The following is a 20701-nucleotide window of genomic DNA, read 5'->3' as shown; positions in this document are numbered from 1 at the left end:
GACGAGCTGGACCCGCAACCCGAGGAGATCACCTGATGAAGCTGAGAACCAAGCTCCTGACCTATACCGCCGCGCTCGCCCTCTCGGCCGGCGCCGCCTTCGCCGCGATCGATGGCATGAAGCTGGCCGATGACTACCTGGCCGAAGGCTACACGTTCGTCGAGGTGAAGATCGGCCCGACCCAGACCAAGGTCGAGGCGATCAAGGACGGCCGCAAGATCGAGGTCATCTATGACAATGCCACTGGCAAGATCATCAAGCAGGAAAACGAGGCGGCGGACAGCGATGACGCTGGCCGCACCGGCAAGGATGTGAAGACCGTAAAGAAGGACTTCGAGGACGGCGACGACGACGACGACGATGATCACGGGCCGGATCACGACGATGATGATGACGATGATGACGATGATGACGATGACGACGACGATGACGACGACGATGACGATGATGATGACGATGACGACAACTGAGGTCGCACACTGACCTGTGGTCTGGCCCCGGTCTTGCCGGGGCCAGACCCATGTCGCATAGTCGGCCTGAACTCGGGTGGGGTAGAACATGAAACGCAGAGCGTTTCTTATCGGGCTGGTGGCAGGGGCTGCGGTAGCAGGGCCGGCGCTGGCTCAGGGCGTTGTGGACGACATCATCGCGCAGCTGAAGCGGCAGGGCTTCCGATCGGTCGTCACTGAACGCACCCTGCTTGGCCGCGTGCGGATCATCGCGTCGCGCCATGACGGCGTGCGAGAGATTATCGTCAACCCGCGCACCGGCGAGATCCTGCGCGATCTCTGGACATCGAAGTCCGGCGGCAAGCGTCAGGTCGGGATCATCGAAGATCGTTCCAGGTCAGGCAGGTCGGACGATGACGATGACGACGATGATGACGACGATGATGACGATGATGACGATGATGATGATGATGATGACGGCGACGATGATGACGACTGACCCTGTGTCCGGGCACCCGGCTTGGGCGTCCGCGTGAGGCGCGCCGCCCCCTTCATTGCGATCTTCGTGATCCAGGCGCTTTGTGCCTTCTTTTTCGTATCCGACATCCTGTCGTCCTTCTTCGGGTTTCAGACCGCTCCGATCAGCTGGGAGATGCGCGAGCTTCTGGAGATCGGTGCCGCAGTTGGGCTGATCCTGGGCGTGGTCCTGGGCGGCTTCATGCTGCGGCGGGCGCTTCGGGATCGGCACACGGCCGAGGAGCAGCTTCGGCGCGCCTCGGGGGCGTTCATGGACCTTCTGCAGGAGCGGTTCGCGGAATGGGGGCTGACGCCATCGGAAAAGGACGTGGCGCTGTTTGCAATCAAGGGCATGTCGACTGCCGAGATCGCGACCCTGCGCGCGACGTCCGAGGGCACCGTCAAGGCGCAGACCAACGCGATCTACCGCAAGGCCGGGGTCAGCGGGCGGTCGCAGCTTCTGTCGCTGTTCATCGAGGACCTGATGCGCGACGACGGGGCGGTCCGACCGATGCCTGCCCCCCCCGCCTCGGCAATGATCTCAGCGAAGTGAGGGCGGCGCGCCCTTTTCCCCCTGCATCCCGAACATGAGCCCACGCCCGATCCGATGGGCGAGAGCCGACCAGGCTGCAGCCGTATCGGGTGGGAGTTCAAGCCGAAGGACCGAGTCGAACAGGCCGAGCCAGACCTCGAACATTCCCAGCCGCACATTCCCCGCGGCGCGGTGGACGGCCAGCGGGTTCCCGTCGTAGCTGCGTTCGTGCAGGATTGCGTTCCGCCAGAACCGGGTGATCTTCGCCTCGTGTGCGGGCCAGTCGGCGACGTGAGAGGCGAAGACCGGGCCAAGGCCGGGATGGTCGCGGACGCAGGCATAGAACGTGGCCACCACACGGGCGATCTGGTCTTCGGTGACGTCGAATCGAGGCGGGGTCATGGGGTTCGCTCGTCGTCGCGACTTTCATACGCCCCTCGCCGGTGTCGCGCGGTCAGCGAAGGAAGTCCACCGGAGGGCAGCGGGTCAGTCGGTGGCGTATTGCCGCAGCACATCAAGGGGGACAAGGGCCAGGGTTGCCTGGTGTGTCGCCGCAAGGCGGACCTTGGGGGCGGCGCCTTCCTCGTGTGCCTGAAGGAAACGGGCGGCGCAGAGGCACCACTGGTCGCCGGGCTTGAGGCCCTGGAAGCCGTACTCGGGCCGGGGAGTGGAGAGGTCGTTACCGAGGTATTTGGACAGGGCCAGGAACTCGGCCGTCATCAGGGCGCAGACGGTATGGAGGCCGCGGTCCATCGGGCCGGTGTTGCAGCAGCCGTCACGGAAAAAGCCGGTAACGGGATCAGTGGAGCAGGGCTGCAGATCCTGCCCCAGGACGTTGAGGGATGGGAGTTTCATGGGCTCACGATGGCAGGTCGGGGGCGGGCTGTCCAGCCTTGTCCACGCAGGACGCAGGCCTTGGATTCAATGAATTCAAATGGTTGGACCTGGGCGTTCAGGAAGTGTTTACCTGTCCTGCGCGCCCCAGGCATGGCCCGCGATGGGCGGGATCAGGTCGCCCGAGACCAGGGCAGAGAGGATGCCAGGCAGCGGCCAGAGGCGCGAAAGCGGCGACAGGATAAGGTCACGCAAGGCGGGCAAAGCGCGGCTGTGGGACTGGTATTGCGGGGTAAAGGCGGCGGAGAGCGCCTGATAGAGGCCGAGGTGCCAGCGGCGGGATTGGCGATAGGCGGGCAGAGCGTCCTCCAGCGGCAGGCGAAGGGCAAGGGCCAGCGCCTGCGCGTCAAGAAGCGCCATGTTGGCGCCCTGGCCCAGCTGGGGGCTGGCGCGGTGGGCAGCGTCGCCGATGTGGATGAGACGCTGGCTGCAAGACGTGGCAAGTGTCCCGTGGCTGTAACGGGCGGGGGTGAGTTGGTCTTTTTCGGTGATGTGGGTCAGGAAGGGGGACAGGGCGGGCCAGAAGCTTGTGACTTCGGTTTTCCAGTCGTCCAGATCTCGGGTCGGCCAGGCGTCAAGGTCGGCGGTGGGAAGTGACCAGAAGACGGCAGCCCTGGGGGTGGGGTCTTTGGGCAACCGGCCAATGGGGAGGATGCCGGCCATGCGCGAGGCGCGGTGGTAGCGCTGGCGCAGTTCGTTGCCGGGCAGGTCGGTGTCGGGCCAGGGGACATGAGCCCAGACGGCTCCGAACGGCAGGGGTCTGGACGTGAGGGGCGACAGCGAAGAGCCTGCGCCTGCGGCGTCGATGATCAGGTCGAAGGGTCCGTGGCTGCCCCGGTCGGTGATCAGATCGATGCCGGTCGAGGTTTCGCGGGTGCCGGTGGCGGTGTGTCCGGTCTTGGGGCTGACCCCGGCGCGGGTGGCTGCCTGCCAGAGGCAATGGAAAAGCGCCGCGCGGTGCATCGCAAGGCCGGGCTGGCCTGGACGGTAGGAGACGTCAAGCGCGATGCGGGGGCCAGAGTGGCCGAGCATCCGGGTCAGGGACGCTCCAAGACTGCGGGCTTCGTTTCCGGCTCCGAGGGCGTCAAGCACGGCAAGGCCGACGGGCTGGACGACGAGGCCGGAGCCGAGGGGCCTTGCTGCGGGGAAGCGTTCGAAAAGGGTGACAGCGTGGCCGTCCTGCGCAAGGAGCGCGGCGGCTGCGAGGCCACCCATCCCGGCCCCGGTGATGGCGATGCGGTAGGTCATGCGTGCATCGGTGGCAGGCGATTGCGGCTTTCGCAAGGGTAGCGATGTCGCGTGGCTGGACGGTTTTCAAATTGAGCGCTGACGCGCAAGTCTTCTGTCTCGTCGTCGGGCTTCGCCTCCTCCTCGGTCGGCCTCTGGCAGGGATACTTGGGCAAACGTGAAAGGGATTGGGGCGGGCTGGACCCCTGTCGGGGCTTTGTCTATAAGGCCGATCATGCAGATGTGGTGGGTCGTTCGGTCGCGAATTACTTGCCCGGCGGGCTGAGGCCTGGCCGGGTTCGTTGTCTTGCCGCTGGTCCCGGAATGGACCCTTCTGCCCCTGACCTTTGAGGTTTTCCTGCCATGTGCGCCGATACCGCCGCCCCGTCTGTCGATTACCGTGACACCGTATTCCTGCCCGAGACCGCCTTCCCGATGCGGGCGGGCCTGCCCCAGCGCGAGCCGGACTGGCTGGCCCGGTGGGAGCGGATCGGGGTCTATGACCGGCTGCGTTCCTCGGCTGCCGGACGGGCTCCGTTCGTGCTGCACGATGGTCCTCCTTACGCGAACGGACACCTGCACATCGGCCACGCGCTGAACAAGGTCTTGAAGGACATGGTGGTGCGCAGCCAGCAGATGATGGGCCGCGATGCCCGTTATGTGCCGGGCTGGGACTGCCACGGGTTGCCGATCGAGTGGAAGATCGAGGAGCAGTACCGCGCCCGCGGCCTGAACAAGGACGACGTGGACATCGTCGACTTCCGCCAGGAATGTCGCCGCTTTGCCGAGGGCTGGATCGACGTCCAGCGCGAGGAGTTCAAGCGGCTGGGCGTGACGGGCAAGTGGGACCGTCCGTATCTCACGATGGACTACCACGCCGAGGCGGTGATCGCGGACGAGTTCATGAAGTTCGTCATGAACGGCTCGCTCTATCAGGGGTCGAAGCCAGTGATGTGGTCGCCGGTCGAGAAGACCGCGCTGGCCGAGGCGGAGGTGGAGTATCACGACCATACCAGCCATCAGGTTTGGGTGCGGTTCCGGGTGATCCACGGCGATGCGGTCTTTTCCAATACGCCGACGGATGTGGTGATCTGGACGACGACTCCCTGGACGATCCCGCAGAACCGGGCGGTCGCCTTCGGGCCCGAGATTGCCTATGGGCTTTACGAGATCATCGGGCGGCCGGAGGATAGCCAGGCCACCATCGGGCAACGGGTTGTGGTGGCCGACAAGCTGGCCGAGGCGGTGTTCGGGCAGGCCAAGCTGGTCGGGCCGGAAATGGTGCGGCGGCTTGCGGATGTTTCGGCGGCGGACCTGAAAGGGATGGTGCTGGCGCATCCGTTCCGCGGTGTCGAAGGCGGTAACGGTGAGTGGGACTATGACGTGCCCATGCTTCCCGGTGATCACGTCACGGACGATGCGGGGACGGGGTTTGTGCATACAGCCCCCAGCCACGGCGATGACGACTATCAGCTGGGCGTGAAGTTCGGCCTGCCGATGACCTACAACGTCGAAGCGGACGGGTCGTATCGCACCGACCTGCCGCTGTTCGGCGGGCAGCACATCATCACGCCCGAGGGCAAGGAGGGGCCGGCGAACGTCAGCGTCATCAAGCAGCTGGCCTATTCGGGCGCGCTTTTTGCCAAGGGGAAGCTGAAACATTCCTATCCGCACAGCTGGCGGTCGAAGGCCCCTGTCATCTACCGCAACACGCCGCAGTGGTTCGTGGCGATCGACCGGACGCTTGACGACGGGATGACCACCTATGGCGACACGATCCGCAAGCGGGCGCTGACGTCGATCAATCAGCTGGTGGAGTGGACGCCCGCGACGGGCCGCAATCGCCTCCATTCGATGATCGAGGCGCGGCCGGACTGGGTGCTGTCGCGCCAGCGCGCCTGGGGGGTTCCGCTGACCGCCTTCGTCAAGAAGGGGGCGCGGCCGGATGCGCCGGACTTCCTGTTGCGGAACGCCGAGGTCAACGCGCGGATCAGGGCGGCGTTCGAGGCGGACGGTGCCGATGTCTGGTATGTGCAGGGATTCAAGGAACGGATGCTGGATGGCATCGTCAATCCGTCCGATTATGAACAGGTCTTCGACGTGCTGGACGTGTGGTTCGATAGCGGCTCGACCCATGCCTTCGTGCTGCGCGACCGCGAGGATGGCGCGGCGGACGGGATCGCGGACCTTTACCTGGAAGGCACCGACCAGCATCGCGGATGGTTCCATTCGTCGATGCTGCAGTCCTGCGGCACCAAGGGCCGCGCGCCCTATCGCGGGGTGCTGACGCACGGGTTCACGCTGGACGAGAAGGGCATGAAGATGTCCAAGTCGCTTGGCAATACCGTGGCGCCGCAAGCGGTGATCGGCGAGTACGGTGCGGATATCCTGCGGCTCTGGGTGGCGCAGTCGGACTACACCGTGGACCTGCGGATCGGGAAGGAAATCCTGAAAGGCGTCGCCGACAGCTATCGCCGCCTGCGCAACACGATGCGCTACATGCTGGGCGCCCTTGGCGGGTTCAGCGATGCCGAGCGGGTGGAGCCTGCGGAGATGCCGGAGCTGGAGCGGTGGGTGCTGCATCGGCTGGCGGAACTGGACCAGGAGGTCCGCGAGGGTTACGCGAAATACGACTTCCAGGGCGTGTTCCAGAAGCTGTTCACCTTCTGCACCACGGACCTGTCGGCGGTCTATTTCGACATCCGCAAGGACGCGCTTTACTGCGATCCGGCCACGAGCCTGCGCCGTCGGGCCTGCCGGACGGTGATGGACATCCTGTTCCAACGGCTGACCACCTGGCTTGCGCCGGTCCTGGTCTTTACGATGGAGGAGGTCTGGCTGGAGCGGTTCCCGGGCGAGGAAAGCTCGGTCCATCTGGTCGACTTCCCCGAGACCCCGGCAAGTTGGCGCGATGAGGCGCTGGCGGCGAAGTGGGAAACCATCCGCGAGGTGCGCCGTGTGGTGACGGGGGCGCTGGAGGTGCAGCGGACGGCAAAGGTGATCGGGTCAAGCCTGGAAGCCGCGCCGGTGGTGTTCCTGGACCGGAACGACCTTGGCATGGACGCCGAGAGCTTTGCCGAACTGTGCATCACCTCGGGCCTGAAGCTGTCGGTCGACAGTGTTTCGACCGACGCGTTCGTCCTGCCGGACGTTCCTGGGGTTGCCGTGCGGTTCGAACCCGCCAGCGGCCAGAAATGCGAACGCTGCTGGCGCGTGCTGCCGGATGTGGGCAGCCACAAGCACCCCGGCACCTGCCAGCGCTGCAACGACGCCTTGGGCTGAGGCGCGGCGCTGTTCGCCGCGCGCTCCTCGCGGAGGTGTCGCGTTACGGGAAAAATCTTCGCCGAGGGCCCCAGACCCCCGGCGAAGAGTCAGGCCGAACCGCCTACGGGGAGACCGCGGGGCGTCGGCGTCGAATGAAAGCGCAGGACTTTCGCCTGAGCCTGGACGGGGGACTCGCCCCGGTGCAGGGCCAGAAGATCGTCACGGGTCAGACCGATGTCGTCCAGCAAGTGATCGTCTTCGCGTTCCAGCAGGAACGCGGTCGAGCGGCGCAGCTGCAGCAGGGCGAAGAGGCGGGCGAACATGGGTCAGGTCTCCTTTGTGTGAGACCCAGAGATAGGCCCGGGTTTGACATTTCACAAACGAATAGGTTTCATGGCTGATATTCACTTGGCTCATGGGTGGACCATGCCTGCACCGCTTGACAGTGACCTGATGCGCAGTTTCCTGGCCGTGGCGGACAGCGGGTCGGTCACGGCGGCGGCCGGGCGTCTGTTGCGGACGCAGTCGGCGGTCAGCCTGCAGGTGAAGCGGCTGGAGGAGAGCCTGGGCCAGCCCCTGTTCGAACGTCAGGCGCGCGGCGTGGTGCTGACCCCGCGCGGTGAGCAACTGATCCCCTATGCGCGCCGGGTGGTGGCGTTGCTGGATGAGGCGGCAATCGCGCTGCGGGAAAAGCCGCTTGTCGGGCCGGTGCGGGTAGGGATCTCGGACGAATATTCCGGGACGGTGCTGCCCCGGGCGCTTGCCGCCTTCGACGAGCGGCACGAGGGGGTGCAGGTCTCGGTCCGGGTCGACCATTCCTCGGCGCAGATCGCGGCGCTGGAGGCAGACGAGATCGACCTGGGGGTGATCTACGACTGGCAATATGTGCAGGAGGGCGAGGTCCTGTGCATCGACCCGACGGTCTGGGTGACCTCGGTAACCCACGCCCAGCACCTGCGGCGGCCGGTGCCGGTGGCGATGTATTTCAAATCGGAATGGAGCCGGGACTACGTGGAAGGGTCGCTGAACCGGCTGGGGATCGACTGGCGCGCGGCCTGGGCCTGCGACATGGCGGGCGGGTTCCGGGTGGCGGTGACGAACGGGATGGCCATTGCGCCCTTGTCGCGCAGCACGATCCCGCCGGGGTGCCGGGAACTGACGACAGAGGACGGCTTTCCCATCGTCGATCAGGCGCGCGTGGTGCTGCGGCGGAACCCGCGCGGCACCTCTCCGGCGGTGGAGGGGATGGCCGACATCCTGCGCGCGGCCTTTGCGCCGTTGCGGGAAGGGATGCCATGATCCGGGCGGGGATCGTGGGGCCGTTCGGGCCGGTCGGTCTGGTCGAACGGGACGGTCTGCTGGTCGGGCTGGAGTGGCGCCTGCCGGAGGTCTCCGGGCAGACTGCGCTGCTGAGCGAGGGCTTGGCGCAACTGGCGGCCTATTTCGACGGGCGCCTCAGGCGTTTCGACCTGCCGCTGGACTGGGGGACGGGGCTGAACGCCGACGTCCGGCGGGCGATGACAAAGATCCCCTGGGGCGAGACACGGACCTATGGGCAGATCGCCAAGGAGGTGGGCGCCCCGGCGCAGTCCGTCGGACAGGCCTGCGGGGCGAACCCTCTGCCGATCCTGATCCCCTGCCACCGGGTGACGGGAACGAACTGGTTCGGTGGGTTCTCGGCGCCTGGCGGAGTGGAGACGAAGGCAGCCCTCTTGCGCCATGAAGGGGCGCTGTTGATATGAGCGGGGTGCGGGAGGCCATTCTGGATCTGGCGCTGCAAAGGGGCCGGGAAAAGTCGCTCTGTCCGTCGGAGGTGGCAAAGGTGCTGGAGCCGGACGAGTGGCAGGCGATGATGCCCGAGGTCCGCCGGGTGGCGGCGGGGATGCCGGAGATTCTGGCGACGCAGAACGGGGTGGAGGTGGACCCCTTGACTGCACGGGGACCGATCCGGCTGCGGTTGCGCTGATGTCGCAGGGGTAGGGTGGGCGATATCGCCCACCCTACGCTGGCCCTGAGCCTATCGACGGCAAGAGACTGGACTCAGGCGACGGCTTGTATGCGATGCAGCCTGGGCATACGCCTTCCGTGACAGTTACATGACGGGTGCGCATTGAGCCTTGGCATCTTCCTGGCCGTCCTTGGTGCGGCCTTTCTGCATGCGCTTTGGAATGCGCTGATCAAGCTGGGGACCTCGAAGGTCGGCGGGATGGTGATCCTGTCCATAGTCGAGGTGCCGATCGGGCTGGCAGTCGTAATCCTGACCCCGTCCATCGCGCCGGCGGCGATCCCTTGGGTCGTCGCGGCGGGCTGCACGCACTTCGCCTACAAGTTCTTCCTGACCTATGCCTATGACCGGGGCGACCTCAGCCGGGTCTACCCTATCGCGCGTGGTGCCGCGCCGATGATCGTGGCGGTGTTCGGCGCGGCCTTCCTGACCGATGCGGTTACGCAGCAGGAGTACATCGGGATCGCAGTGGTAGCGGCCGGTATCCTGCTGATGGCGCGCGGTGTGTTCACCAGTGGCGAGGACCGCAAGCTTCTGCCCTTTGCCCTTGGCTCGGCATGCGCGACGGCGACCTATACGCTGATCGACGGAATGGGGGCTCGGGTCTCGGGCTCTCCCGCCGCCTATGTGGCGTGGGTCTTTGTTGCGGATGGCGTGTTCTTCACGCTGGGGATGCTTGCGCTGCGGGGCTGGGACGTGATCCCACGCCACTGGCAGGCCTGGCGGGTGGGGGCCTTCGCGTCGACCGCAAGCTATGGTGCCTATGCGGTATCAATCTGGGCGATGACCACTGCGCCCATCGCGGTGGTGGCGGCGCTGCGCGAAACCTCGATCCTGTTCGCAGTGCTGATCGGCTGGCTGATCTTCGGCGAAAAGATGACCGGGGAAAAGGCGGTGGCTGCGCTGATCATCGTGGCGGGCGTGATGCTGACGCGGCTCTGAAGGGACGGCTCGTCGTGCGTCTTCGACTTCTCCTCGCGCGGCGGCGCAGGGTCAGCGAGGAGTGACGCAGTCATCGACGAGCGTTTCGACTACCGTACCCGGCGGATGCCTTCGGGGATGATCTGTTGCGCGATCCCTGCCAGCATCAGGTACATCGAGGTCAGCACTAGAAGCCACTTCGCCACCGGACCCTCATTGAAGTCCCACCAGGCGGCCCAGCCGGCCAGGACGATCCAGGCGATGCAGACGCCAATCGACAGCTCGTACCAGCGACTGGTTCGGACGGGATGGATGAACTTGAGATTCGTGAACATCGTCACGGTCAGAAGGATCACCACCATCAGGATCACCGCTTCGCCGGGCTTGGTCGCGAAAAGGACCAGCACGACCATGTTCCAGCAGGCGGGGAAGCCGGCAAAGCTTTTGTCCTTGGTCTTCATGCGGGTGTCCGCGAAATAGACCACCGAGCCGAAGCAGATCACAATGATCGCCAGCCAGCCGGTCCAGCCGGGCAGTAGGCCGGACTGGAACAGCGCGAAGGCCGGGATGAAGACATAGGTCAGATAGTCGACAATCAGGTCCATCAACACGCCGTCATAGGTCGGCCAGTTCTTGTGGACTTCGTATTTTCGGGCCAAGGGGCCGTCGATCCCGTCGACGATCAGCGCCACGACCAGCCAGAGGAACATCAGGCTCCAGTTTTCCTGCACGGCGGCAAGCATGGCGAACATCGCCAACACCGCGCCAGAGGCGGTGAGCAGATGGACGGACAGGGCTTTCAGGCGCGGGCTCATGAGGACTTGATGGCGGATTACGGGTCGCGGTGCAACTGGGAGGTGCCGCAATCAGGCGCGCGGGTGGGCTTTTTCGTAGACCTCCATCAGCCGCGCGGCATCGACGGCGGTGTAGGCCTGGGTGGTGGAAAGCGAGGCGTGGCCCAGTAACTCTTGGATCGCGCGCAGGTCTCCGCCAGCGGACAGGAGGTGCGTGGCGAAGCTGTGCCGCAAGGCGTGGGGTGTCGCAGTGGCAGGCAGACCCAGGCGGAGGCGGGCTCGCTCCATCGCGGCCTGGATCAGCCGGGGGTTCACCGGGCCGCCCCGTGCGCCGCGAAACAGTGGCTCTAAGGGGGCAAGGTTGTAGGGGCAAAGCCGGACGTAAGCCGCAACGGCCTCGGCTGCGGCGGGGATCACGGGGACAGGGCGCGTCTTGCCGCCTTTGCCGGTGATGCGCAGGGTCGGGGGCAGGGGATGGTTGCCGCCCGAAAGGGAAAGTGCTTCCGAGATCCGCAGGCCGAGGCCGTAGAGGAGCGTGGCGATCGCGGTATCTCGGGCGGCGATCCAGTCCTCGCGGGCGTCCAGTCCGATGTCGGTCAGAACCGCAGCTGCGCCATCTTCGGAGAGAGGGCGCGGGAGCTTGCGGCGGAACTTGGGGCCGCGCGAGGAGAGGACGGTGGTGGCATCCGTGCGGGTGCGGTCGGCGGCCCAAGCGGTGAAACCTTTCACCGCCGACAGGGCGCGGGCGAGTGACCTGGCGGACAGGCCGCGCGACCGTTCCTCGGCCATCCAGGCGCGGAGGTCGGTCTGGGTGGTGCGGGCTATGGCAGCGATGCCCTCGGCGCCGCCTTGATGGGCGGAGAGGAACATGAGGTAGCGGGACACGTCGCGACGATAGGCCTCGACCGTGTTGCCCGCAGCGCCCTCCAGCGCCTGCAGGTGCGAGAGCCACTGCGTCAGCGCGGCCCCGAGGGCGGGGGCCAGGAAGGGGTCGGTCAGCCCAGCCACCGGCGCATCGAGCGTTCGAAGACACCCGCAAAAAATGAAAGCAGATCAGTGCCATGCGTTGACTTGAACTGGGTCGGGTCTTCGGAGGCGAAGACCAGCATGCCTGGCAGGCGGTTGGGGCCGAGGTCGAGTTTCATCAGGGCTTCGGACTGGATGTCTTCGGCGCGTTCACCATAAAGCGTGGGGGCGAGGCTGGTGATGGAGCGCAGGACGATCTGCCGACCGGGGCCGTTGCGGCCGTTGGTGAGGTAGTGGCCGACAAAACCTGCGGGGGCGACCTGGAGGACCTCGCCCAAGCGGCGGAGGGTGGGGTCGGTGTCGGGGTCGTCTTGCAGGGTTTCCAGGACGAGGCGGACCGTGTCGACGCGGAGGGTCTGGGCGACCTCTCCGGTCAAAGCCTTGATGAAGCTTTCGAAATTCGTCGGCTCCAGCAGCGTAAGTACCGCCCGGTGGACCTGGTTGGTCCCGGCCAGGTTCTCGTAAGCGGCCGCGATCACCGAGCGATGGGTGTCCTCCAGCCGGTCGAGACGGCTCTCCAGACGCTGCATGGCGATGCCGCGGAGGTCGACGATATTCGCACCGAGAGAGCGGTCGTTGGCGCAGACGAGGGCGTTCATCACGTCGCGGTCTTCGAGGAGCCGTTCAGGCTCGGCAAGGATCCGGTCGCGGAGGTCGGGTTCGATCATGTGAGGGCCAGTTTCCGTCGGAATTCCCGCAGACTATAGGCCGAAGCTAAGGCACATGGCGACACATTTTCGCCCGCGTAAGCGGGGGATGGGGCAGGGATGCAACAGTGGGTCTGGACCGCGTCGGGTTCCGGTATGGAAAGCGTCCATACGCACGTATGGGTCGGCTGGCGTTAACCTTTGGGCCCGAGGGTGGGGGCCGCAAAGGATGCCGCCATGCCCGACCTGAAGAAACTGACCCCCCGCCAGCGTGCCCAGATGACCTACATGATGGATGTCATGCGACGTCTGGAATGGGACCTGCACAACACCATCGAGCTGACAGGGCGCATCCCCGAGGCGTGGCACCAGATCGCCACGGCCACGCCCCGCGCGGCGAAGGTGAAGGTGACGCTGGCGCTGGAGGCGGATGTGCTGAAGTTCTTCCGGTCCATGGGCGAGGGCTACGGGCCGCGGATCAACGACGTCTTGCGCAGCTACATGCACGCGCGGCTGGCCGGGGTGATCCGGGGCGCCGAGACGCTGGCGCATTACCGGGAGCGGGAGGAGGCTTACGCGGGTGAGAAGCCGCAGTTCGGGGATGTGGCTAAGGCGATGGGCGGGGCGTGGGAGGACGAGGGGCCAGGGGTGGTGGAGGCGGATCGGGCCTTGGTCCAGGAGAGGGCGCAGAAGGCGGTGGCGGAGGGGGAGGAGCGGGTGTTTGGCGGGCCGTTGGTGAGGTGAGGCAGGCAAATTCGGCATGCGTCCTGAGGCACCTAAACGAGACGCTTCAGGGATGATAGGGACCTTGGCCGCGGGCTTCAAACGTTCGCTATGCGGATGACCCCGGGTGGTCTACGCTTCTGCAGGAAGGGAGATTGCCCGCCATGCTTCATGTAGAGGAACAGATTCGAACCGTCGAGCGTTTGCGCGAGTTTCTTCCAACGGAGGGTTTTGTAAACACCTTCCTGAAAGTGAGCGACCGCCTCAATGATGTCGCCCGCAGGTTCATTGAACGAAGCCCTTTCATTGTCATCGCGACCAAGTCTTCGAAAGGGTTGATCGACGTATCGCCCAAAGGAGACACGATGGGTTTTGTGGAAGTCTATGACGACAAGACCATGATCATACCAGATCGGCTGGGAAACCATCGAGTCGACGGGTTTCACAATCTGCTTGAAGACCCAAATATCGCAGTTCTGTTCATTGTCCCTGGGCACGGTGATACGCTGCGTGTTGCGGGCAAGGCGCGCATTGTGAGGGATGATGCCATTAGCAAGCGGCATGCCGTCAACGGCCGTGAACCGCTTTTGGCGCTGGTTGTCGACGTTGAAGAAGCTTTCATGCATTGCTCCAAGTCCATGATCCGCTCGCGTCTGTGGCACTCGGATCATTGGCCGGAACGCAAATCTGCCCCGACACTCGCGGAGTGGGTCATTGCAACGGTCGAGCGGGAACAAACACTCGACGACGTGCAAGACGACCACAGCGCGGACGAGGTCAGTCGGCTTTATTGAACTTTAAGGCAGTCATTCAATCAAACTGCGCCTGCGTGCCTGTGGGGGCAAGCTTTGGCTGTGGTCAAGTTTGATATCCGTCAGCGCACCCGAAGATGGGATTGGTGGGGTCTCGAGTGCAGACCGAAGCGCCCCTTGGCCCGGACTCAAGGCGCTTGCGCCGCAGGGCCGCGCCCTCCCCAACGCCCGGGAGGGCGCTTTTGCAGCGGCAGTCACCCGAACTTCGGTGGGAGGGGTGGCACCATAAAGTGCCTCCCTCGACCGTTGGAGCGCCCGCCCGAGGGAGGGCGCGGCCCTCGTGTTCCGTGGGGGAGTCGGGGTGAACCCCGACCTACGGGGGCGGGGAGTCGGGGCGGGCCCCGACCTACCTGTCATCCCCGCGGAGGCGGGGATCCAGGGGGACGCGTTGGTGGTGTCCCCGCTTTCGCGGGGATGACAGGTGCGCGGGCGTGACCCTTACAGGATCTTCTGCCCCGTCTTCGCCCAATCCGCCGTGAACTGGTCGAGGCCCTTGTCGGTCAGCACGTGGCTTGCCAGCGCCTTGATCACGGCGGGGGGGGCGGTGACGACGTCGGCTCCGATCAGGGCGCAGTCCTTGACGTGGTTGGCGGTGCGGATCGAGGCCGCCAGGATCTGGGTCTTGAAGTCGTAGTTGTCATAGATCGTGCGGATGTCGCCGATCAGGTCGAGGCCGTCGAGGTTGATGTCGTCCAGCCGCCCGATGAAGGGCGAGATGAAGGTCGCACCGGCCTTGGCGGCGATCAGGGCCTGGTTGGCGGAGAAGCAGAGGGTGACGTTGACCATGAACCCCTCACCCGACAGGACCTTGCAGGTCTTGAGGCCGTCCCAGGTCAGCGGGACCTTGACGGCGATGTTCGGGGCGATGGCGGCCAGCTTGCGGCCCTCGGCGATCATGTCCTCGGCCTTCAGCGCCACGACTTCGGCCGAAACGGGGCCTTTGACGAAGGAGCAGATCTCCTTGGTGACTTCCAGGATGTTGCGGCCGGATTTCAGGATCAGGGACGGGTTGGTGGTGACGCCGTCCACCATGCCAAGGTCGTGAAGCTCACGGATGGCGTCGACGTCGGCGGTGTCGATGAAGAATTTCATGGGGACCTCCCTTGGCCGGTTGCGGGGGGCGCAAGCCGGGGGTTGAATGCTCTCGGGGCGCGGTTTAGCCCAAACGGCGGATGAGCGAAAGGTTTCAGGTGGCGGACCGGGTCTATCAGGCGGGCGATCTGGTCGGGGTGCTGACGACGGAGCCTTTGGGGCGGGTGCTGGACTACCGCGCGCCGGAGGGGGGCTGCGGGGACGGGGATTTCGTCGAGGTGCCCTTGGGGCCGCGGCGGGTGCTTGGGGTGGTCTGGGGGCCTGCGGCTGGCGGGTGGGATCCCGCGAAGGTGCGGCCTGTCGGGCGGGTGCTGGACGCGCGGCCGATGCGGGGGGAGTTGCGGGCGTTCCTGGCGCGGGCGGCGGAGTATACGCTGACGCCTCTGCCGGCGATGTTGCGGCTGGCGACGCGGACTCCGGGGCTTGGGGAGCCTGCGTCGGTGCGGCGGGTGTATCGGTTGGCGGGGGCGGTGCCGAACCAGCTGACCGACGCGCGGCATCGGGTGGTGGAGGCGTTGCGGGCGTTTGGCGGCTCTCCGGTCACGCTGGGAGAGCTGGTGGAGGCGGCGGCTTGTGGCAGTTCCGTTGTGAAGGGGCTGGTGAAGCTGGGGGTGGTGGCGGAGGAGGATGCGCCGCGGGATACGCCCTATCCTCGGCTGCAGGCGGCGAAGGGGATGCGGCTGGAGGGCGAGCAGGTGGCGGCGGGGGATGCGCTGGTCGCCGCTGTCGCTTTCGGGGGGTATTCGGCGACGCTGCTGAAGGGGGTGACAGGGTCGGGGAAGACCGAGGTCTATCTGGAGGCGGTGGCCGAAACGCTGCGCTCGGGGCGGCAGGCGTTGGTCTTGCTGCCGGAGATCGCGCTGACGGCGGAGTTTCTGACGCGGGTGGAGGCGCGGTTCGGGGCGCGGCCGGCGGAGTGGCACTCGGGCGTCACGATGACGGAACGGCGGCGGCTGTGGAAGATGGCGGCGGAGGGGGAGGCGGGGCTGGTCGTTGGTGCGCGGTCGGCGCTGTTCCTGCCGTTCCAGGACCTGGGGCTGATCGTCGTCGATGAGGAGCACGACACCTCGTACAAGCAGGAGGAGGGGGTTCTTTACAACGCGCGGGACATGGCGGTCTTGCGGGCGGCGGTGTGTGGCTGCGCGGTGGTGCTGGCTTCGGCGACGCCCAGCCTGGAGACCTGGGCGAATGTCGAGGCGGGGAAGTACCGGCGGCTGGATCTGGGGTCGCGCTTTGGCGCTGCAGAGATGCCGGAGATGCGGGCGATTGATATGCGGGCCGAGAAGCTGCCGGGGGATCGGTGGATCTCGCCGACTTTGGCCGCGAAGGTCGATTCGGTGGTCAAGCGCGGCGAGCAGGCGCTGTTGTTCCTGAACCGCCGGGGGTTCGCGCCGGTGACGCTGTGCCGGGCCTGCGGGCATCAGGTGGGCTGCGACCAGTGCGATGCGCGGATGGTGGAGCATCGGTTCCAGAAGCGGCTGGTCTGCCACCAGTGCGGCGCGACGAAGCCGGTGCCTTTGGCTTGCCCTTCGTGCGGAGTGGAGGGGCGGATGGCGGCAGTCGGGCCGGGGGTGGAGCGGTTGGCCGAAGAGGTGGCGGCGCGGTTCCCGGAGGCTCGGGTGGCGGTGCTGTCGTCGGACCTGTTCGGCTCGGCCCGGGCGCTGAAGGAGAAGATTGCCGAGATTTCCGCGGGCGGGGCGGACATCATCATCGGCACGCAGATCGTGGCCAAGGGGCACAACTTTCCCCTGCTGACGCTGGTCGGGGTGATCGACGCGGACCTTGGGCTGCAAGGATCGGACCTGCGGGCGGCGGAGCGGACGTTCCAGCTGATGCGGCAGGTCGCGGGGCGCGCGGGGCGGACGGCGGAGCGGAAGGGCGAGGCCTGGCTGCAGACCCACCAGCCGGAACACCCGGTGATCCGGGCGATCCTTGGCGGGGATGAGGAGGCGTTCTGGCGCGCCGAGGCAGCAGAGCGCCGCGCCTCGGGCGTGCCGCCTTATGGCCGGATGGCGGGGATAATCCTGTCTTCAACCGACGTGGCGCAGGTGTTTGACTTTGGCGGGGAGTTGGCGCGGCGGGTGGAGCCGTTGCGGCGGATCGGGGCGGAGGTCTGGGGGCCTGCGCCTGCGCCGATTGCCCGGGTCCGGGGGCGGCACCGGGTGCGGCTTCTGGTGAAGGCGGAGAAGGGAGCGCCGTTGCAGGCGGCATTGGCGGAGTGGCTGGCGCAGTTCAAGCTGCCGAGGGATTTGCGGTTGGCGGTGGATATTGATCCGCAGAGTTTTCTTTAGCGTAGGGTGGGCGATATCGCCCACCATACCTTGCAGGTCATACTGGATGCGCTGTGGCTTGGGCAGCTCGGGGCGCCTCCGGCGGGGATATTTGGGCAAAGATGAATGGGTCAGGGCCGGTGGAGGCGGACGGGAGCTTTCGGCGCGCGTTTCAGCAGCCCCTTCGCCTCCAGGTCCAGCTGGACGCATTTGACCCACCAGCCTGCGGTTTCGCCGCCGGGGAAGAGGGTGGCGGAGAGGTGGGGTTTCACCGCCTCGATGATCTGGGCGGGGGTGAGGCCGGGGGGATCGGTGGGCGTGACGGCGAGGACGGCCTTGCGCATCTCGGCGTATTTGGCGGCGTCGACACGGGTCGTCTTGCCGGGCTGGCCGACGTTCTCGACGAGGGTCTTTTCGGACATGGCGGGTCCCTCCTGCCCGTGCAGGGTGGCCGGGGATTGTGCGGGGCACAAGCTTGGGCTTTGCCTTGGGGGCCATTTTCGCTAAGTCCTGCGCATGTCCAATCTCATGCCCCTGTCCGAGACTGACCGTCTGCCCCTGTGGCGGCGGCCGGAGGCGCTGCTTTATCTGATGGCGGCGGCGATGCCCTTGAGTTTCGCGACCTGGTCGGCGCTGCTGAACAACTTCGTCATCGAGGTGGCGGCGTTCACGGGGAAAGAGATCGGCTGGCTGCATACGGTGCGGGAGATTCCGGGGTTCCTGGCCATCGGGGTGATCCTGGTGCTGCTGGTGATGCGGGAACAGGTGCTGGCGCTTCTGGCGCTGGCGCTTCTGGGGGCGGCGACGGCGATGACGGGCTGGTTCACCAGTTTCTCGGGGCTTCTGGTGATGACACTGTTGTCGTCGATCGGGTTTCATTACTTCGAGACGGTGAACCAGTCGCTGCAACTGCAATGGATCGACAAGGCCCGCGCGCCCATTGTGCTGGGGCGGATCGTGGCAGTGGGCGCGAGGGCGTCGCTGGCGGCCTATGGGGCCATCGTGGCGCTGTGGGACACACTGGGGCTGGACTACAGCACGGTCTATCTGGCCTCGGGCGGGTTGACGGTGCTGATCGTGATCTTTGCGGCGCTGGCCTATCCGCAGTTTGAAAGCCCGCATGCGCAGCACAAGCACATGGTCCTGCGGCGGCGGTACTGGCTGTATTACGCGCTGCAGTTCATGGCGGGCGCGCGGCGGCAGATCTTCGTGGTCTTCGCGGGCTTCATGATGGTGGAGCGGTTCGGGATGAAGGTCAGCGAAATGACGCTTTTGCTGCTTTGCAACTACCTGATCAACATGGCCGTGGCGCCGTCGATGGGTCGGGCGCTGGGCAAGTATGGCGAGCGGAATGTCATGGGGTTCGAATATATCGGCCTGACACTGGTCTTCCTGGCCTATGGCGGGCTATACTGGTTCGGCTGGGGGATCGTGGTCGCGGGGGGCCTCTATATCCTCGACCAGCTGTTCTTTGCGCTGTCGTTCAGCCTGAAGACCTATTTCCAGAAGATCGCCGATCCGCGCGACATTGCACCGACGGCGGCGGTGGCGTTCACCATCAACCATATCGCGGCGGTGTTCCTGCCAGCGGCGCTGGGCTATCTGTGGGCGACCTCGCCGGACTATGTGTTCCTGCTGGGGGCGGGGATGGCGCTCTTTGCCTTTGGCCTGATCTGTCTGATCCCGCGCCACCCGGAGCCGGGGCTGGAAACGGTCTTTTCGCGGGGGCTGCCGCAACCGGCCGAGTAAAGGCGCGGTGAGGCGGCTGTAACGGGCGTTGGGTTTCCGGCGCGGCGGCCTATATGCAGCCTAGGATACGGAGGTCACAGATGTTCTTCACCCGCAAGTCGATGGAAATGGTCACGCCGGACAAGGCCCTGCCGGGGCGGGCCGAGCCGTTGCCGACGGCAGAGGTGCATTTCCTGTCGGGAATCCCGCTGAAATCGCCGGTGCCCGACGGCATGGAAGAAGCCATGTTCGGGATGGGCTGCTTCTGGGGCGTGGAGCGGAAGTTCTGGCAGACCCCCGGTGTCTGGCTGACGATGGTCGGCTATGCGGGGGGCTATACGCCGAACCCGACCTACAAGGAGACATGCACCCAGATGACGGGCCACAACGAGGTGGTGCGGGTGATCTTCGATCCCTCGGTCATCAGCTATGAAGGGCTTTTGAAGGTCTTCTGGGAAGGCCACGACCCGACGCAGGGGATGCGGCAGGGCAATGACGTCGGCTCGACCTATCGGTCGGGGATCTACACCTATACGCCCGAGCAGGCGGCGGCGGCCGAGGCGTCGAGGGCGGTTTATGCCGGGGCGCTGAAGGCGGCGGGGATGGGGCCGATCACGACCGAGATCCTGCCCGCGCCGGTGTTCTACTATGCCGAGGACTATCACCAGCAGTATCTGGCGAAGAACCCGGGCGGCTATTGCGGCGTGGGCGGGACCGGGGTGACCTGCCCGATCGGGACCGGCGTCCGCGCGTGAGCGGCTTGACCGGGGCGGGGCCGGGGACTATCCGGCCCTGAACCCTGGAGAACGCCGATGCCCACCTATTCCGCCCTGACCACGTTGCCCGGCGAGGAACCCGCCCAGTCACTTGCCGCCGCGATGGAGCGGATGACGCCGGAACCGACGGGCGTGGGCGTCTTCGAGATCGAGGATGGCTCGGGCCTGTGGGAAGTGGGGGCGTATTTCCTGGAGCCGCCGGACGGGGTGATGCTGGAAGTGCTGGCGACGGCCTTCGGGGCAAGGCCCTTCGCGCTGTCCGAACTGCCGGAGGTGGACTGGGTCGCGCATGTGCGGCGCGAGCTGTCGCCCGTCGATGCGGGGCGGTTCTTCGTCTTTGGCAGCCATGACGCGGACAAGGTGCCGGGCGGTCGGGTGCCGTTGCAGATCGAGGCGACGGTGGCCTTCGGCACAGGACATCACGGCACGACGCTGGGCTGCCTTCTGGCCTTCGACCGGCTCTTGACCGAGGGTTGGCGTCCGGCCAGGGTCGCGGACATCGGCTGCGGAACGGCGGTGCTGGCGATGGCGGCGGCGGCGACCTTGCCTGACGCGCTGATCATCGCCAGCGACATCGACCGGGTCGCGGTCGACGTGGCCGAGGCCAATGTCGCGATCAACGGGCTTGGAGGACGGGTCGAGTGCCTGGAGGCTGCCGGCCTTGATCATGCCCGAATCCGGGCCGCCGGACCCTATGATCTGGTCTTTGCGAACATCCTGAAGGGCCCGTTGATCGAGCTTGCCCCTGCCATTGCGACTCAGCTTGCAACTGGGGGGAGAGCGATCCTGTCAGGCCTTCTATCTGTGCAAGCAGATTCGGTGGTCGCGGCCTACGAGGCCTCGGGCATGGTCTTGAACAATCGGGACGATATCGGCGAATGGTCCACGCTGGTTCTACAAAGAACGACAGTTCATGGACAATAGGGCAGGAGATGGGCTGTAAGATTAACCGCAGATGAACCTGCCGCAATTTCGCCATATCTGTGCGGCAAAAATTTCTCATCAGGGCTGCCACCTGGAGTAAA

The 20701-nt window shown here is 65.8% G+C and carries 23 protein-coding genes; 14 read left to right on the top strand and 9 right to left on the bottom strand.

Annotation, left to right across the window (positions count from 1 at the left end; translation table 11 throughout):
- Positions 1–35 precede the first annotated feature (35 nt).
- The 3 genes from Q8M85_RS00635 (at position 36) to Q8M85_RS00625 (ending at position 1518) form a co-directional block, all read left to right on the top strand.
- Positions 36–470, top strand: a complete 435-nt coding sequence (locus Q8M85_RS00635; protein WP_305539032.1) for a PepSY domain-containing protein — start codon at positions 36–38, stop codon at positions 468–470.
- Positions 471–558: 88 nt separating this feature from the next.
- On the top strand, positions 559–948 hold the full coding sequence (locus Q8M85_RS00630; protein ID WP_305539030.1) for a hypothetical protein: 390 nt from the start codon (positions 559–561) through the stop codon (positions 946–948).
- A gap of 33 nt (positions 949–981) precedes the next feature.
- On the top strand, positions 982–1518 hold the full coding sequence (locus tag Q8M85_RS00625; RefSeq protein WP_305539028.1) for a LuxR family transcriptional regulator: 537 nt from the start codon (positions 982–984) through the stop codon (positions 1516–1518).
- On the opposite strand, the gene Q8M85_RS00620 is transcribed toward Q8M85_RS00625, so the two are convergent.
- From Q8M85_RS00620 to Q8M85_RS00610, 3 genes are all read right to left on the bottom strand, one after another.
- The gene (locus tag Q8M85_RS00620; RefSeq protein WP_305539026.1) at positions 1507–1899 is read right to left on the bottom strand and encodes a group III truncated hemoglobin; all 393 of its coding nucleotides are present in this window, start codon (positions 1897–1899) and stop codon (positions 1507–1509) included. The genes Q8M85_RS00625 and Q8M85_RS00620 overlap by 12 nt on opposite strands.
- 84 nt (positions 1900–1983) lie before the next feature.
- The gene (locus Q8M85_RS00615; RefSeq protein WP_305539025.1) at positions 1984–2352 is read right to left on the bottom strand and encodes a DUF2237 family protein; all 369 of its coding nucleotides are present in this window, start codon (positions 2350–2352) and stop codon (positions 1984–1986) included.
- A 108-nt stretch (positions 2353–2460) separates the two neighbouring features.
- Entirely contained in the window at positions 2461–3639 is a 1179-nt protein-coding gene (locus tag Q8M85_RS00610; protein WP_305539023.1) for an NAD(P)/FAD-dependent oxidoreductase, read from the bottom strand.
- Positions 3640–3981: 342 nt separating this feature from the next.
- On the opposite strand from Q8M85_RS00610, the gene ileS reads away from it, so the two are divergent.
- On the top strand, positions 3982–6900 hold the full coding sequence (ileS, locus tag Q8M85_RS00605; protein ID WP_305539021.1) for an isoleucine--tRNA ligase: 2919 nt from the start codon (positions 3982–3984) through the stop codon (positions 6898–6900).
- Between the two features lie 89 nt (positions 6901–6989).
- Here the strand turns inward: ileS and Q8M85_RS00600 are convergent, their stop codons facing one another.
- A complete protein-coding gene (locus Q8M85_RS00600; RefSeq protein ID WP_305539019.1) occupies positions 6990–7205 on the bottom strand; it encodes a hypothetical protein in 216 nt (71 codons plus the stop codon).
- A gap of 103 nt (positions 7206–7308) precedes the next feature.
- On the opposite strand from Q8M85_RS00600, the gene Q8M85_RS00595 reads away from it, so the two are divergent.
- From Q8M85_RS00595 to Q8M85_RS00580, 4 genes are all read left to right on the top strand, one after another.
- Positions 7309–8181: a LysR family transcriptional regulator gene (locus tag Q8M85_RS00595; protein WP_305539017.1), complete on the top strand. Its 873-nt coding sequence runs from the start codon at positions 7309–7311 to the stop codon at positions 8179–8181.
- A complete protein-coding gene (locus tag Q8M85_RS00590) occupies positions 8178–8624 on the top strand; it encodes a methylated-DNA--[protein]-cysteine S-methyltransferase (RefSeq protein ID WP_305539015.1) in 447 nt (148 codons plus the stop codon). The genes Q8M85_RS00595 and Q8M85_RS00590 overlap by 4 nt, the downstream gene beginning before the upstream one ends.
- Positions 8621–8848: a DUF3253 domain-containing protein gene (locus Q8M85_RS00585; protein WP_305539013.1), complete on the top strand. Its 228-nt coding sequence runs from the start codon at positions 8621–8623 to the stop codon at positions 8846–8848. The genes Q8M85_RS00590 and Q8M85_RS00585 overlap by 4 nt, the downstream gene beginning before the upstream one ends.
- A 144-nt stretch (positions 8849–8992) precedes the next feature.
- A complete protein-coding gene (locus tag Q8M85_RS00580; RefSeq protein WP_305539011.1) occupies positions 8993–9829 on the top strand; it encodes a DMT family transporter in 837 nt (278 codons plus the stop codon).
- An 89-nt stretch (positions 9830–9918) separates the two neighbouring features.
- Here Q8M85_RS00580 and Q8M85_RS00575 read toward each other — a convergent pair whose 3' ends face one another.
- Genes Q8M85_RS00575 through Q8M85_RS00565 form a run of 3 tightly spaced genes read right to left on the bottom strand, consistent with a single transcriptional unit; the run spans position 9919 to position 12296 of the window.
- On the bottom strand, positions 9919–10623 hold the full coding sequence (locus Q8M85_RS00575) for a phosphatidylcholine/phosphatidylserine synthase (protein WP_305539009.1): 705 nt from the start codon (positions 10621–10623) through the stop codon (positions 9919–9921).
- Between the two features lie 51 nt (positions 10624–10674).
- On the bottom strand, positions 10675–11610 hold the full coding sequence (locus Q8M85_RS00570; protein ID WP_305539007.1) for a tyrosine recombinase XerC: 936 nt from the start codon (positions 11608–11610) through the stop codon (positions 10675–10677).
- The gene (locus Q8M85_RS00565) at positions 11598–12296 is read right to left on the bottom strand and encodes a DUF484 family protein (RefSeq protein WP_305539005.1); all 699 of its coding nucleotides are present in this window, start codon (positions 12294–12296) and stop codon (positions 11598–11600) included. Before Q8M85_RS00565 ends, Q8M85_RS00570 begins: the two co-directional genes overlap by 13 nt.
- Positions 12297–12512: 216 nt before the next feature.
- On the opposite strand from Q8M85_RS00565, the gene Q8M85_RS00560 reads away from it, so the two are divergent.
- Complete coding sequence (locus Q8M85_RS00560) at positions 12513–13019, top strand: BrnA antitoxin family protein (RefSeq protein ID WP_305539003.1); 507 nt, start codon at positions 12513–12515, stop codon at positions 13017–13019.
- Between the two features lie 143 nt (positions 13020–13162).
- Complete coding sequence (locus tag Q8M85_RS00555; RefSeq protein ID WP_305539122.1) at positions 13163–13792, top strand: MSMEG_1061 family FMN-dependent PPOX-type flavoprotein; 630 nt, start codon at positions 13163–13165, stop codon at positions 13790–13792.
- 456 nt (positions 13793–14248) lie between these two features.
- Here Q8M85_RS00555 and fsa read toward each other — a convergent pair whose 3' ends face one another.
- Positions 14249–14902, bottom strand: a complete 654-nt coding sequence (gene fsa, locus Q8M85_RS00550; RefSeq protein ID WP_305539001.1) for a fructose-6-phosphate aldolase — start codon at positions 14900–14902, stop codon at positions 14249–14251.
- Between the two features lie 80 nt (positions 14903–14982).
- Between fsa and Q8M85_RS00545 the strand changes: the two genes are divergently transcribed.
- Positions 14983–17193 carry a primosomal protein N' gene (locus Q8M85_RS00545; protein WP_305538999.1) on the top strand — a complete coding sequence of 737 codons (2211 nt, stop codon included), beginning with the start codon at positions 14983–14985 and terminating at the stop codon, positions 17191–17193.
- Between the two features lie 110 nt (positions 17194–17303).
- On the opposite strand, the gene Q8M85_RS00540 is transcribed toward Q8M85_RS00545, so the two are convergent.
- Complete coding sequence (locus Q8M85_RS00540) at positions 17304–17594, bottom strand: hypothetical protein (protein WP_305538997.1); 291 nt, start codon at positions 17592–17594, stop codon at positions 17304–17306.
- 94 nt (positions 17595–17688) lie between these two features.
- Here Q8M85_RS00540 and Q8M85_RS00535 point away from each other — a divergent pair, with 94 nt between their 5' ends.
- From Q8M85_RS00535 to Q8M85_RS00525, 3 genes are all read left to right on the top strand, one after another.
- The gene (locus Q8M85_RS00535; protein ID WP_305538995.1) at positions 17689–18921 is read left to right on the top strand and encodes an MFS transporter; all 1233 of its coding nucleotides are present in this window, start codon (positions 17689–17691) and stop codon (positions 18919–18921) included.
- 80 nt (positions 18922–19001) lie between these two features.
- A complete protein-coding gene (gene msrA, locus Q8M85_RS00530) occupies positions 19002–19655 on the top strand; it encodes a peptide-methionine (S)-S-oxide reductase MsrA (protein WP_305538994.1) in 654 nt (217 codons plus the stop codon).
- A 57-nt stretch (positions 19656–19712) separates the two neighbouring features.
- Positions 19713–20600 carry a 50S ribosomal protein L11 methyltransferase gene (locus Q8M85_RS00525; protein WP_305538992.1) on the top strand — a complete coding sequence of 296 codons (888 nt, stop codon included), beginning with the start codon at positions 19713–19715 and terminating at the stop codon, positions 20598–20600.
- The last annotated feature ends 101 nt before the right edge of the window (positions 20601–20701 follow it).

The sequence above is a fragment of the Tabrizicola sp. genome, from assembly GCF_030694085.1.
Taxonomy (GTDB): Bacteria; Pseudomonadota; Alphaproteobacteria; order Rhodobacterales; family Rhodobacteraceae; genus Tabrizicola.
The sequence above is the reverse complement of the archived record's forward strand: the minus strand, read 5'-3'. Positions and strand labels throughout refer to the sequence as shown.